Genomic DNA, 12929 nt, shown 5'->3' on the forward strand with positions numbered 1-12929 from the left:
TCCCGATTCCCGATTCCCGACTCAGCCAGCCGGCGGCGTCCGCACCGGCAACGGCACATTGCACAGATCGATATGCCCGGCCGGGCGCTTGTAGAAATCGTCTTTGCGGTTGCGGCGCGCTTCGGCCACATCGCGGAAGGTCTGGCTGTCGGTGCGCAGCAATTGCAGTGGCGTGCGTTCGGGCAAGGGCACCTCGCTGGCCAGGCGAATGGCGCGGATCGGCGAGCGCTGCGTTGCGTCTTCGTAAAACCCCATCGGGTCCGGGCCGCGCGGGATCACGCTGAGCAACTCCATGCCCTTGACCACGCGACCGACCACGGTGATGTTACGGTCCAGCTGGCGCGGCGATTGCCCGGTGACCACATACAGCTCGGCGCCGATGCTGCTGTCTTCGTCGTTGTTGCGGCCGGCGCCCAGGGCGCCGTAGCAATGTGCCAGCCAGGTCTTGCCGCTGGCGCTGTCGCGCCCGACCGGGAAGCCGTCGACAAAGCCTACCTGCGCTGCCCAGCCATCGCTGTCGGGCAGGCGCTGGAAATCCAGACCCTGCGATGGACGTTCGAATTCGGCCGGCAGGTGCGTCTTCGCCGAGCCCAGCGACCTGGCCTTGGCCGGCGTCTCGCCATCCGGGTCGCCGAACTGCACCACGAAGTTGTCCTGCGAACGGTAGATGCTGAGCCCGTCCCAGAAGCGTTCGTGCGCCAGGGTGCGGATGTTGCCCACGTGCGCGGGCGCAAACTGCGGCGCCAGCTCGATGATCACCCGTCCGCCATCCAGTTCCAGGTACAGCGTGCGCTCGGGGTCGAGCACGCGCCATGCGCTGGCCGGCGAGGCATCCAGGATCTGTTGCGGGCTGCGATAGGCGGCGTTGGCGGCAGTCGGTAACACCAGGGCAAGCAGGCAGGCGGAAGCAGCAGTGCGCAGAAGCATGAAGGCAGCCAGCGGGAGGGATGCCCGATTCTTGCCGACCACGCGCCCGGACGCAAAGCGCCTGGACGCAAAGTGCATGCACGCACAGCAGGACGCCGGCGGAATGCGCCGGTGTCGTGTTGTCATGCGCATGCCTGCTGCTGCCGTGCGCTTACGGGTTGTTGCGCACGTGCGGGCTGGTGTGGTGAACGTTGGCGCCGTGGTCGTTGCCGAACAGCAGGACCAGCTGCCACAACGCGCAGAGGCCGACCAGCGTGTAGACCACACGCGACAGCAGGGCGTCCTGGCCGACGAACAGCGTGGCGACCAGATCGAACTGGAACAGGCCGACCAAGCCCCAGTTCAAGCCGCCGACGATAAGAAGCACCAGGGTGATGACGTTGAGCGTTTTCATGAAGAACAGACCATGCGGGTTGGGAGATCCCAGCGACCGCATGTCGCACGCAACGCCTCGTGAGCGTGCACGGGGCCGTGACGGGCTGGCGCACGCCACGATCACCTCCGCACGACGCGCGCGAAACCGATGCAATGTGTTGGCCATCCGGCAATGCACCGGCGGCGCAATGTCAGCGTGCCGGTTTGCGCTTGACGTACAACTGCTTGCGCACCCGCGCCACCACCTCGCCCTGGCGGTTGTGCACTGTGTTTTCGAACCAGCGCAGGTGTTTTTCGCCACTGGCGGTGGCCGCGCGCAACTCGGCCAGCACGCTGTCGTCGATGACGAACTCCGCACTGACCGTGCCGCGCCCGGGTTTGACGAATTCGATGCTGCCGGCCTTGTCCCACACGTAGTAGTCGCGCCCCAGGTTCTGCATGGTCAGCAGCATCCAGAACGGGTCGGTCATCGCGAACAGGCTGCCGCCGAAGTGGGTGCCGACGTAATTGCGATTCCACGGCCGCTGGCGCAGTTCCACGCTTGCGTGGCGGTAATCGGCCGACAACTCGGTGACATGGATACCGGCGAACAGGTACGGCGGCCACAGGTTGATACCGAGCTTGAACAGTGAAGCACGCATGCGGCCAGGGTCCATGGCGGGGGCGGGTCCGCAGCATACCATTCGCATGCGTATGGAGGTTGTGGCGGTGACGGCAACGCCCGGCCGGCCTGCACCGGGCGCCATGGTGCCGGTTGCGCTTAGAACACCAGCGACGACATCTTGCGGCGGTAGCGGCCGACCAGGTCTTCGTCTTCGATCACCCGGAACGCATCGATCAGGCTACGCCGCGGCAGGTTGTCGTCGAAGGCGCGGTCCTGCCGCAGCATTTCCAGGAACTGCTCCAGCGCGACTTCGTCGTGGCCGTCGAGCAGGTGGCGCACGCCGAGCAGATGGCGCGCACGCAGGTCGGTGCCGTTGGCCGCAACGGCGGCCTGCAGGGCGTCGGTATCCGGCGCGTCCTTGAGCACATTGGCAAAGCTCAGCCGCGCCTTGGCGCGCACCGCGCGGTCGTCGGTGGCCAGGTTAGCGGGCAGGGCGTCGATCAATTGCTCGGCCTCGGCGGTGTCGCCGGTCTTGAGCAGCGCCAGCGCCAGGTCCAGCTTGAGCTCGTCCTTGTCCGGCTCGGCGGCGATCGCCTCGCGCAGCGCGGCCACCTGGTCCTGCGGCTCGAGCGGGGCCGGCGGCAGTTCTTCGGCGACCTGCGGCTCGGCCGGCAGCACGCCGTGCTGGGTTAGGAATTCGCGCACCTGGCCTTCCGGCATCGCACCCGGGAAACCGTCGACCAGTTCGCCGCCCTTGACCAGGAACACCGTCGGCACCGAGCGGATCTGGAACGCGGCGGCGATCTGCTGCTCCTTGTCCACATCGACCTTGGCCAGCTCGAAGGCGCCGTTGTAGTCGGCGGCGAGCTTTTCCAGGATCGGCGTCAACGACTTGCAGGGGCCGCACCAGGTGGCCCAGAAGTCCACCAGCACCGGTGTCGTCAACGATTTCTGCAGGACCTCGGTCTCGAAGGTGTCGGTGGTGGCATCGAATACGTGCGGCTTGTCGGACATGGGCTTCCAGAAGTGATTGCGGCAACAGTGGGAGGTAATGGTGGCAAACCGGGCCGACACAAGGCTGGCCGGCCCGGGCGCATGGCGCGTGGCCGGCCGTCACGCCGGCAGGGGTTCACGCCACGCGCGCCCGGCACGACAATGCTGCGTCCTGGTGGCGCAGCCTGCGCCCGGCGTTGGAGCAAGGCAATGACACGCATCGATGGCACCCAGCGCTACCTGGGCCTGGTCGCCGCAACCGTCTTCGTGCTGGCGGTGGCCGGGTTCGGCGTGGCACTGCCCGGTTACCTGCAGGCCAGCCATCCGGTTGCGCTGCTCGGTGCCAACGGGATGCCGCATGCGCTGGGCTTCAACCTGCTGGCGTTCGTGCTGGTCGGTGCGCTCGGCATGGCCACCGGAGTCAGCCTGCTGGCGCGCATGCCGGCCAGGTCCAGCTGGAGCCTGCGCGTGGGCGGGCAGCTGGTCGTGCTGGCGGGGTTGGCCTTCCTCGGCATGGGCGCCTTGCCCCTGGATCCCAGCGATCTGGACGGGCGCGCCAGCCAGGCCCATGCCACCGCCTGGCTGTTGTGGGCGGTGGCCTTCGTGCCGGGCATGGTGTTGCTGGCCGCCGCGCTGATCAACCGGCCCGGCACCCGCGCACTGGCGTGGCTGAGCCTGGGCGCGGGGCTGCTGGTAGCGGTGCTGGCGTTCGGCCCGCCGGGCCTGCTGCGGCAGGCGATCGCCCAGCGCCTGGCGTTCCTGGCCTGGGTCGGCTGGCTCGCCGTGGCGGCCTGGCGCTGGCCGGCCAGACCCGCCACCTGAGGCGAGCGTTTGGAGCACCTGCTGCACTGCGGTACCCTGTGCCGCTTTGCACCGCCCGAGCATCCGCTCCCAATGTCCACCGTCGAACCGAACGCCTACGACCCGCAGCAGGTCGAAACCTCCGCCCAGCAGTTCTGGGATGCCACCCGCGCCTTCCAGGTCGACGAAACTTCGGACAAGCCGAAGTTCTATTGCCTGTCGATGCTGCCGTACCCGTCCGGTGCGCTGCACATGGGCCATGTGCGCAACTACACCATCTCCGATGTGGTCAGCCGCTACAAGCGCATGACTGGCCACAACGTGATGCAGCCGATGGGCTGGGACGCGTTCGGATTGCCGGCGGAAAACGCGGCGATCAAGAACAAAACCGCGCCGGCCAAGTGGACCTACGCCAACATCGAGCACATGCGCGGCCAGCTCAAATCGCTGGGCTATGCGATCGACTGGTCGCGCGAGTTCGCCACCTGCACGCCCGAGTACTATGTGCACGAGCAGCGCATGTTCACCCGGCTGATGCGCAAGGGCCTGGCCTATCGCCGCAATGCAGTGGTGAACTGGGACCCGATCGATCAGACCGTGCTGGCCAACGAGCAGGTCATCGACGGCCGTGGCTGGCGCTCCGGCGCGCTGGTGGAAAAACGCGAGATCCCGCAGTGGTTCCTGCGCATCACCGACTACGCGCAGGAACTGCTCGACGGCCTGGACCAGCTGGACGGCTGGCCGGACTCGGTCAAGACCATGCAGCGCAACTGGATCGGCCGCTCGGAAGGGCTGGAGATCCAGTTCGACGTGCGCGACACCGACGGCGCTGCACTGGACCCGCTGCGGGTGTTCACCACCCGCCCGGATACGCTGATGGGCGTGACCTTCGTGTCGATCGCCGCCGAGCATCCGCTGGCGTTGCATGCGGCCAAAACCAACCCGGAGCTGGCCGCGCTGCTGGAAACGCTCAAGCACGGCGGCGTCTCCGAAGCCGAGCTGGAAACCCAGGAAAAACGCGGCATGGCCACCGGCCTGACCGCGGTGCATCCGATCAGCGGCGAGCAGGTGCCGGTGTGGGTGGCCAACTTCGTGCTGATGGGCTACGGCACCGGCGCGGTGATGGCGGTGCCCGGCCACGACCAGCGCGATTTCGAGTTCGCCAACAAGTACGAGCTGCCGATCGTGCAGGTGGTCAAGCTGCGCGAGCCGCGCAACGACGACGAGCAAAGCTGGGACGCCAGCCAGTGGCGCGACTGGTACACCGACAAGAGCCGCCCGCTGGAGTTGATCAATTCGGCCGAGTTCGATGGCCTGGATTTCGGCGGCGCCTTCGAGGCGTTGGCCGAGCGCTTCGAGCGCAAGGGCCAGGGCCAGCGCCGGGTCAATTACCGCCTGCGCGACTGGGGCGTCAGCCGCCAGCGCTACTGGGGCTGCCCGATCCCGGTGATCTATTGCGCCAAGTGCGGCGCGGTGCCGGTGCCGGAAGACCAGTTGCCGGTGGTGCTGCCGGAAAACGTGGAATTTGCCGGTACCGGTTCGCCGATCAAGACCGACCCGACCTGGCGCCAGACCACCTGCCCGGACTGCGGCGGCCCGGCCGAGCGCGAGACCGACACCTTCGATACCTTCATGGAGTCGAGCTGGTACGTGGCGCGCTACACCAGCCCCAACGCACGCGACATGGTCGATCGCCGCGCCAATTACTGGATGCCGGCCGACCTGTACGTGGGCGGCATCGAGCACGCGATCCTGCACCTGATGTACTTCCGCTTCTATCACAAGCTCATGCGCGACGCGCGGCTGGTGGACAGCGACGAGCCGGTGACCAACCTGCTCACCCAGGGCATGGTCATCGCCGACACCTTCTATCGCGATGCCGACAACGGCGGCAAGGACTGGATCAATCCGGCCGACGTGGAGATCCAGCGCGACGAGCGCGGCCGCGTCACCGGCGCGGTGCTGATCGCCGACGGCCAGCCGGTGCACATCGGCGGCACCGAGAAGATGTCCAAGTCCAAGAACAACGGCGTGGACCCGCAGTCGATGGTGGCCAAGTACGGCGCCGACACGGTGCGGCTGTTCTCGATGTTCGCCGCCCCGCCGGAGCAGTCGCTGGAGTGGAACGAGGCCGGTGTCGATGGCATGGCGCGCTTCATGCGCCGGTTGTGGGTGCAGGTGCACAAGCACGTGGGCGAGGGCGCTGCCGCCGCACTGGATGCCGCCGCGCTGAGCGCCGAGCACAAGGCGATCCGCCGCAAGACCCACGAGACCATCGGCAAGGTCAGCGACGACTACGGCCGCCGCCACAGCTTCAATACCGCGATCGCCGCAGTGATGGAGCTGTCCAACGCGCTGGCCAAGTTCGACGATGCCGGCGCGCAGGGCCGTGCGGTGCGCCAGGAAGCCCTGGAAGCGATGGTGCTGCTGCTCAACCCGATCACCCCGCACGCCAGCCACGCCCTGTGGCAGGTGCTGGGCCGCGGCGAAACGCTGCTGGAAGATGTCGCGTTTCCGCAGGTCGATGCCGCCGCGCTGGTGCGCGACGCGCTGACCCTGGCAGTCCAGATCAACGGCAAGTTGCGTGGCACCATCGAGGTCGCCGCCGATGTCGGGCGCGAGCAGATCGAAGCGCTGGCCCAGGCCGAGCCGAACGCGGCCAAGTTCCTGGAAGGGCTGAGCGTGCGCAAGATCATCATCGTGCCCGGCAAGATCGTGAATATCGTGGCGGGCTGATCGTTGCCGAGTGGTCGGGTTGCCATTGCCGAACCGGGTCGTTCGCCGGGTCGTCTTGGCGACGCGGTTGCAAGGCTGCTGCGGCGATTTTGGCAATGTGTTGCATTGGCGCGTGGCGCTGCGGGTAGGGTTGCCGCAGTGGTGTTTGGCAAATCACCACATCGGCGCAGCGCGACGCGCGGGTGAGGTTTCCGCGATGGTTCCTGGCAGTTCATTGCAATGGCGCATGGCGATGCGCAGGTGAGATTGCCGGGGTGGCTTTTGGTCATTCACTTCACTGGCGCGTGGCGACGCGTTTGTCATCACCTGGGCGCCGCTTTTTTCGCGGCGCCCTCTCAAGCCCCGTTCACGCGGTGTCGGGCAGGCTAGCCGCCTGTTGCCGCCGCCGGGGCGCTCATCCAGACTGTGCCCATGATTCGATTTCCTACTGCCTTCGCTGCGTCCCTCGTGCTTGTCTCGAGCCTCACCGCCTGCGGCTTCCATCTGCGCAACTCGCTGGCGCTGCCGCCGGATACGCCTGCGGTGAAGGTGCAGTCCGCGGTGCAGTACAGCGAACTGGCCAAGTTGCTGCGGCGTGGCCTCAAGGCCGCCGGCGCCACGCTGGCCGACGAAGATGCCAAGACCGGCTTTGCTCAGGTGCAGGTGTTGTCCGAACGTTGGGGCGATCTGCCGATCGCCATCGACAGCCAGGGCCGCGCGCAGGAGTACAGCCTGCGCTATGCGGCCATCTTCACCGTCACCACTGCCAGCGGTTCGGTGCTGGTGCCGCAGCAGGTGATCGAGCTGTCGCGCGACTACGTGTCGCCACCGGTGGACGCCACCGGTACCGCCACCGAGCGCGAGATCCTGGCCAACGAATTGCGCAAGGACATGTCGGCCTCGATCCTGCGGCGCATCGACAGCGTTGTGCGCGCGCGCGTGGAGCGGGGCGAGACGCTGGAAAGCACGCCCAGCGCACCGCTGCAGCCGGCCACCACACCGCCGGTGCAACAGCCATCGACGACGCCCTCATCGACGACGCTGCCGGCGACAACTCCGGCGTCGACGACACCTGGCTCGACGCAACCGTCGACGACGCCACAACCGTCATCGAACAACCGCTGAGCCAGCGCGCGCTTCTCGCCCCATGGAACTTCGTCCCGAGCAGCTCGCCGGCCAGTCCAATCAGCCGCTGCAGCCGGTCTACCTGATCGCCGGTCCGGAGACCTTGCGCGTGCTGGAGGCGGCCGATGCGGTGCGCGCACGCGCACGCGCCGAAGGCATCAGCGAGCGCGAGGTCTTCGATGCCGATGGCCGGGAGTTCGACTGGAACCAGCTGGATGCGACCTTCAACGCGCCCAGCCTGTTCAGTCCGCGCCGGCTGGTGGAAGTGCGCCTGCCCAGCGGCAAGCCGGGCAAGGACGGCGCCGAGGTCATCACCCGCTTCTGCGCCAACCCGCCACCGGATGTGGTCCTGTTGATCACCGCCAACGACTGGAGCAAGGCGCACCAGGGCAAATGGGCCGATGCGATCGGCCGCATCGGCACCATCTCGGTGGCCTGGGCGATCAAGCCCCACGAGTTGTCGGACTGGATCGAGCGCCGCCTGCGCAGCCACGGCCTGCGTGCCGACGCCGCTGCCGTGCAGCGCCTGAGCGAGCGGGTGGAAGGCAACCTGCTGGCCGCCGCGCAGGAAATCGACAAGCTGGTGCTGCTGGCCGATGGCAAGGTGCTGGACCTGGAGGCGATGGAGTCGCTGGTTGCCGATGCGGCGCGCTACGACGTGTTCCGCCTGGCCGAAACCACCTTTTCCGGGCAGCCGGCCGCAGTGATCCGCATGCTCGCCGGCCTGCGCGCCGAAGGCGAGGCGGTGGCCGCGCTGATGCCGATCCTGATCAAGGAACTGCTGCGCACCGCGTCCCTGGCCAAAGTGCAGGCCAACGGCGGCAACCTCGCCGCCGAAATGAAGGCGCAGGGCCTGTGGGAATCGCGCCAGGCGCCGTTCAAGCGCGCGCTGCAACGGCATCCCGAACCGCGCCGCTGGGAGCGCTTCGTCGCCGAAGCCTCGCGGGTCGACCGCATGGCCAAGGGCCGCGCCGATGGCGACCCCTGGGTCGGCCTGGAACGCCTGCTGGTGGCCGTGGCCGAAGCCCGCGCGGTGAGATTGCTGGCGTGAAAGCCGGCGATGCCGCCACCGGCGACCACGCCTCCGCCAACAGCGATGCGCGCTCCACCTCCCGACACAGCGCAACCCCAGGCCAGGCCGCAAATAAGGCCACCCCGAGCAGCGCGGCCCAAACCTCTCCGCCCACCGAGTCCCACCCGGCAGCACCGGCTCCGCGCTCTTCCGATTCTCCAATCCCGATTCCCGAATCCCAGCTCCACCTCTACTACGGCGGCACCTTCGATCCGGTCCACCTGGGCCACCTCGCCATCGCCTGCGCCGCGCGCGACGAGCTGGGCGCGTTGGTGCACCTAGTCCCGGCCGCCGATCCGCCGCACCGTCCCGCACCCGGCGCCACCGCAGCGCAGCGCGCGCGCATGCTGGAGCTGGCGCTGGCCGACGCCCCCGGGCTGGCGCTGGACACCCGCGAGCTGCAACGCGCCAGCCGCGACCGTGCGCCGTCCTACACCGTCGAGACCTTGCGCGCGCTGCGCGCCGAGCTCGGCCCCACGCTGCCGATCGCTTGGCTGCTCGGTGCCGATGCCTTCGTCGGGCTGAGCAGCTGGCATCAGTGGGAGGATTTGTTCGAGCTGGCGCATTTCGTCATCGCCGCGCGTCCGGGCACGACGCTGGACCTGGCCGCTACGCCGCAGCTCGCCGCTGCAGTGCAGGGCCGCTGGGCCGCCAGGGCGGGCGAGCTGGGCATGTCGCCGGCTGGCTGCCTGTGGTCGCTGCAGCAGCCGTTGCGCGGCGAATCGGCCAGCGCGGTGCGCTCGCGCATCGCCGGCGGCGGCGACTGGCAGGCGCTGGTGCCGGCGTCGGTGGCGGCATTTATCGCGCACGCAGGCCTCTACGGCTGCACCCTGCCGACGAGCTGAACACGCAACTGGCCGGACCGGCCTATAATTCACGCCAATTCCATCGAGTTGCCCGCTTTGACCACCCAAGCCCAAGTCATCAAGACCTCCATCCCGAATCCGCCGCCGTCCGTGCCGGCCCTGCTGGCCACCGTGCGCGAGGCCGTGGAGGAGCTGAAAGCCAAGGACGTGGTCGAGATCGATGTGCGCGGCAAGTCCAGCGTATGCGATTACATGGTGGTCGCCTCGGGGACCTCGACCCGCCACGTGAAGTCGATCGCCGAGGAAGTGGTCAAGTTCGCCAAGCGGCTGGACGTGATGCCGCTGGGCGTGGAAGGCGAGCGCGAGGCCGAGTGGGTGCTGGTGGACCTGGGCGATGTGGTGGTGCATGTGATGCTGCCGCGCGTGCGCGAGTTCTATGCACTGGAACGTCTGTGGACGGTGGGCGACCAGCGTCCGGACGACGCGGATGCCGACTCCGAAGAGTGAGTGAGCCGGGCATGCCGCGCAATGCCCGACCCCCGACCGATGCGCCTGCCTCGCAGGCGCTGCAACACCTGCGCAGCCAGAGCGCGCACGCCTCCGGCGCGCCGCTGTCGCCGGCACGCAAGCGCTTCGACCGATTGCTGCAGGACCTGGAACGGCTTCGTGCCGACCTGCAGGCCTGGCACCTCGCGCTCTCGCTGTGGCGTGCGCGTTACCACGCCGAATTGCAGCCCTTGCTCGACCGCCGCCGCGCGGCCGACGTCGCGCTGGTCGAAGAGCTCGATCGTGCGCATGCCACGGTCAAACTGGGCAAGGCCGACCGCGCCTTCCTGTCCGAGTTGCTGTGCGATATCGCCGCCCCGCTGATCGAGGCCGGCCACGAGGCACTGCGCCCGATCTACGATCGCCACAGCGCAGCCGGTTACGACCAGGAAGTCGCCGCGTCCGATGCACTGATGAAGCAGATCCTCGGCCAAGCCTACGGACTGGATGCCGACGAGCTGGATGGCATCGATTCGCCCGAGCAACTGTACGCGCGCGTCAGCGAGCGCCTGCAGCAGGAGCGTGTCCAGCAACAGCAACGCCACACGCAACGGCGCAAGCGCGCCGAGCACAAGGCGGTGGGGGAGAATGCCGCGCCGCCGCCGCTGCGCGAGCTGTATCGCAAGCTGGCCGGCAATCTGCATCCGGACCGCGCCAAGGGTGCCGACGACCACGCCGCGCGCACCGTCCTGATGCAGCGGCTCAACGCGGCCTACAAGGCCGGCGATCTGCTGGGTCTGCTCGAACTGCAGGCCGAGATCGGCCTGATGGACGCGCAAGGCGTGGATGCGATGAGCGCCGCGCGCCTGCAGGACTACAACCGCGAGCTGGATCGGCAGTGCAGGCAGTTGCAACAGCAGGTGCGGCAGCAGTCGGACGACTTTTGCGCCGAATACGGGCTGGAGCTGCCGTCGCGCCCCAAGCCGGAGCGACTGGGCCGGTTGATGGCCCAACTCAAGCGCGAGGTCGAAGACGACTTGCTGGACGCGCGCCGGGGCCTGCGCGAGCTGGAAGACCCGCAATCGTTCAAGCGCTGGTTGAAGCTGCAGCGCGCCATGGCGGGCGCCCCCGACGCGCCCTGGTTCTGATCCCGGTGTTGAATGTCGTTGTCAGCGTGCACACCCGCCACCGCGGGTGCGCGCGCCTGCTGCGCGCAACCGCGGTTGGGCACGCGCTGCCAGCCATGCGATCCACACGCCTGCCTGCGCGGCGTTGCACCGGCGGCCGGGTCGACGCGGCCGAACGGATGCCGGTCCGTTCGGCCGCAGTGGCCGTTGTCATCTACCTACGAAAGCCAACTTACGGCCGCGCTCACAACGGCCCGCGCTCCCACGGCCCGGTGATCGCCAGGGTGATGCCCGGGGTCTGGATGTTGACGAACAGGGTGCGCGCCAGCGGATCCCAGCAGGCGCCGCAGAACTCGGTATCGCGGTAATCGCCCTCGGCAACGGTCTTGCCGGCATCGGCGATCTGCTGCGAGGTGAGCTGCACATTGTTCTTGGCCAGGTAGAACGACGCACCGCCGCGGGTCAGCCCGAGCAACCGCGCGCCGGGGCCGTATGCGTCCGGGCTCTCGCCGCCGTCTTCGCACAGCACCACGCCGCCGCGCGCGCTGACGGTGACGTTGTCCGGGTTATGTGCGGCCAGCTGATTGCCGCTGACGAACAGGGCGCTCAGGCGCTGCGTGAACAGGTCCAGCACCCACACCGCGCCATTGCCGTAACCGCGCCGGCCCTGCGCATCCACGCCGGTGCTGGTGTCGACGATGAAGAGCTTGCCGTAGCTGTACCAGATGCCTTCGCCACGGCTCATGCGCAGCGCACCGTCTGCCCAGGCCTGCGCGAACGGCCCGCTCAGGGTGTCGTTGGCGCCGATGTCGGCAAAGCCGGCCGGCGCGGCGATGCTGTCCAGATCCGGCTCTTCGATATCCACCCATTCCAGCTGGAACTGCTGGCCGATGCTGGCCACGGTGAGATCGGCATTGCGCCGCCCGCGCACGCGTGCGGCCTGCAGGCGGCCACCATTTTCCAGCGAGCCATTGCGCCCACGGCGGTCGTTGGGAATGAAGCGGTACAGCCCAGCCTTGTTGCGATCGTCCTCGGTGAGATAGACGATGCCGGTGCGCGGATCGATTGCCACCGCCTCGTGGCTGAAGCGGCCCAGCCCGACCAGCGGCCGGCCGGTGGTGCGCTGGCTGTCCGGATCCACTTCGAACACGTAGCCGTGCTTGCGGCCGGTGCTGGATACCGCGTTGGTCTTGATCTCCTCGCAGCTCAACCAGGTGCCCCATGGCGTCGGGCCGCCGGCGCAGTTGACCAGCGTGCCGCCCAGGCTCGGCTCCAGGCTGCCCCAGCCGCGGCGGCCGTAACTCAGCGTGGTGGTGCCGCCGCCGGCCAGTTGGGTGCCGCTGACGATGCCGGTGTCGTACATCGCCGGTGCGCGGAACGGCGTGGTCGCCCCGCGTTCGTGGTTGCGGATCAGCACATATTCCAGGCCGCGCAACGGGTCGCTGCCCGGACGCCAGTCGGGCCGACGCAGCCCGACCACGGCCATGCCGTCATGGCGGTCGGGGCAGGGCTGGCCATCGTCCATGCGATCGCCGCTCCAGCCGAACGAGCGGTAGCTGAAACCGCGCGGCAGCTGCAGCAACGGCAGCCCGGTGCTCTGGTCGGCGACCGGCGCGAGCGGGCCATACCGGCTGGGCACCGGGGCAAGTTGCAGCGGCGGCGAGGTGCTGGTGGCGGCCTGGGCCTGGCGCGCTTGCAGCGCGCTCAAACTGCCAAGCGCACCGGCGGCCATCGCGGCAGCGCTGCCCTTGAGCACCTGGCGGCGGGCGGGATCGAAAATCGGCATCGAACGACTCCTGCGGGCTGGGTAGTGCGCCGACCCTAGAAGCCCGCTGTAACCGCACCATGACACCGGTGTGATCGACCCGGTTCCGATGCCCAAGCTGTGACGCGGATAT

The 12929-nt window shown here is 68.3% G+C and carries 12 protein-coding genes; 7 read left to right on the forward strand and 5 right to left on the reverse strand.

The features are described from left to right. Positions 1-21 precede the first annotated feature (21 nt). The 4 genes from FHT09_RS04980 to trxA form a co-directional block, all read right to left on the reverse strand. Positions 22-927, reverse strand: a complete 906-nt coding sequence (locus FHT09_RS04980) for a peptidylprolyl isomerase (protein WP_104536689.1) — start codon at positions 925-927, stop codon at positions 22-24. Positions 928-1078: 151 nt separating this feature from the next. Next, positions 1079-1321 carry a DUF378 domain-containing protein gene (locus FHT09_RS04985; protein WP_104606050.1) on the reverse strand — a complete coding sequence of 81 codons (243 nt, stop codon included), beginning with the start codon at positions 1319-1321 and terminating at the stop codon, positions 1079-1081. Between the two features lie 172 nt (positions 1322-1493). Beyond that, positions 1494-1943: a DUF4442 domain-containing protein gene (locus FHT09_RS04990; RefSeq protein ID WP_104606051.1), complete on the reverse strand. Its 450-nt coding sequence runs from the start codon at positions 1941-1943 to the stop codon at positions 1494-1496. A 119-nt stretch (positions 1944-2062) separates the two neighbouring features. Beyond that, entirely contained in the window at positions 2063-2920 is an 858-nt protein-coding gene (gene trxA, locus FHT09_RS04995) for a thioredoxin (protein ID WP_104605979.1), read from the reverse strand. Between the two features lie 189 nt (positions 2921-3109). Here trxA and FHT09_RS05000 point away from each other — a divergent pair, with 189 nt between their 5' ends. The 7 genes from FHT09_RS05000 to FHT09_RS05030 all read left to right on the forward strand — a co-directional run bounded on the left by FHT09_RS05000 (position 3110) and on the right by FHT09_RS05030 (position 11052). Next, on the forward strand, positions 3110-3721 hold the full coding sequence (locus FHT09_RS05000) for a DUF998 domain-containing protein (protein WP_104605980.1): 612 nt from the start codon (positions 3110-3112) through the stop codon (positions 3719-3721). Between the two features lie 72 nt (positions 3722-3793). After that, positions 3794-6436 carry a leucine--tRNA ligase gene (leuS, locus tag FHT09_RS05005; RefSeq protein WP_104605981.1) on the forward strand — a complete coding sequence of 881 codons (2643 nt, stop codon included), beginning with the start codon at positions 3794-3796 and terminating at the stop codon, positions 6434-6436. A gap of 411 nt (positions 6437-6847) precedes the next feature. Then, positions 6848-7540, forward strand: a complete 693-nt coding sequence (gene lptE, locus FHT09_RS05010) for an LPS assembly lipoprotein LptE (protein WP_104605982.1) — start codon at positions 6848-6850, stop codon at positions 7538-7540. A 22-nt stretch (positions 7541-7562) separates the two neighbouring features. Further along, entirely contained in the window at positions 7563-8591 is a 1029-nt protein-coding gene (gene holA / locus FHT09_RS05015) for a DNA polymerase III subunit delta (RefSeq protein ID WP_104605983.1), read from the forward strand. A 182-nt stretch (positions 8592-8773) separates the two neighbouring features. After that, positions 8774-9457 carry a nicotinate-nucleotide adenylyltransferase gene (nadD, locus tag FHT09_RS05020; RefSeq protein ID WP_258077206.1) on the forward strand — a complete coding sequence of 228 codons (684 nt, stop codon included), beginning with the start codon at positions 8774-8776 and terminating at the stop codon, positions 9455-9457. Positions 9458-9514: 57 nt separating this feature from the next. After that, complete coding sequence (gene rsfS, locus FHT09_RS05025; protein ID WP_104605985.1) at positions 9515-9925, forward strand: ribosome silencing factor; 411 nt, start codon at positions 9515-9517, stop codon at positions 9923-9925. 11 nt (positions 9926-9936) lie between these two features. Further along, on the forward strand, positions 9937-11052 hold the full coding sequence (locus FHT09_RS05030) for a J domain-containing protein (protein ID WP_104605986.1): 1116 nt from the start codon (positions 9937-9939) through the stop codon (positions 11050-11052). Between the two features lie 223 nt (positions 11053-11275). On the opposite strand, the gene FHT09_RS05035 is transcribed toward FHT09_RS05030, so the two are convergent. Further along, positions 11276-12817: an alkaline phosphatase PhoX gene (locus FHT09_RS05035; protein ID WP_104605987.1), complete on the reverse strand. Its 1542-nt coding sequence runs from the start codon at positions 12815-12817 to the stop codon at positions 11276-11278. Between the last annotated feature and the right edge of the window lie 112 nt (positions 12818-12929).

Origin of the sequence: Xanthomonas sp. CFBP 8152 (genome assembly GCF_014199025.1) — a bacterium.
Lineage (GTDB): Bacteria > Pseudomonadota > Gammaproteobacteria > Xanthomonadales > Xanthomonadaceae > Xanthomonas > Xanthomonas arboricola_B.

Bases quoted from the DNA above. Each gene is read 5' to 3' on its own strand.
- trxA (WP_104605979.1), bottom strand. From the start codon at position 2,920: ATGTCCGACAAGCCGCACGTATTCGATGCCACCACCGACACCTTCGAG.
- holA (WP_104605983.1), top strand. From the start codon at position 7,563: ATGGAACTTCGTCCCGAGCAGCTCGCCGGCCAGTCCAATCAGCCGCTG.
- FHT09_RS05035 (WP_104605987.1), bottom strand. From the start codon at position 12,817: ATGCCGATTTTCGATCCCGCCCGCCGCCAGGTGCTCAAGGGCAGCGCT.
- FHT09_RS05000 (WP_104605980.1), top strand. From the start codon at position 3,110: ATGACACGCATCGATGGCACCCAGCGCTACCTGGGCCTGGTCGCCGCA.
- leuS (WP_104605981.1), top strand. From the start codon at position 3,794: ATGTCCACCGTCGAACCGAACGCCTACGACCCGCAGCAGGTCGAAACC.
- FHT09_RS04980 (WP_104536689.1), bottom strand. From the start codon at position 927: ATGCTTCTGCGCACTGCTGCTTCCGCCTGCCTGCTTGCCCTGGTGTTA.
- FHT09_RS05030 (WP_104605986.1), top strand. From the start codon at position 9,937: ATGCCGCGCAATGCCCGACCCCCGACCGATGCGCCTGCCTCGCAGGCG.
- FHT09_RS04985 (WP_104606050.1), bottom strand. From the start codon at position 1,321: ATGAAAACGCTCAACGTCATCACCCTGGTGCTTCTTATCGTCGGCGGC.
- lptE (WP_104605982.1), top strand. From the start codon at position 6,848: ATGATTCGATTTCCTACTGCCTTCGCTGCGTCCCTCGTGCTTGTCTCG.
- FHT09_RS04990 (WP_104606051.1), bottom strand. From the start codon at position 1,943: ATGCGTGCTTCACTGTTCAAGCTCGGTATCAACCTGTGGCCGCCGTAC.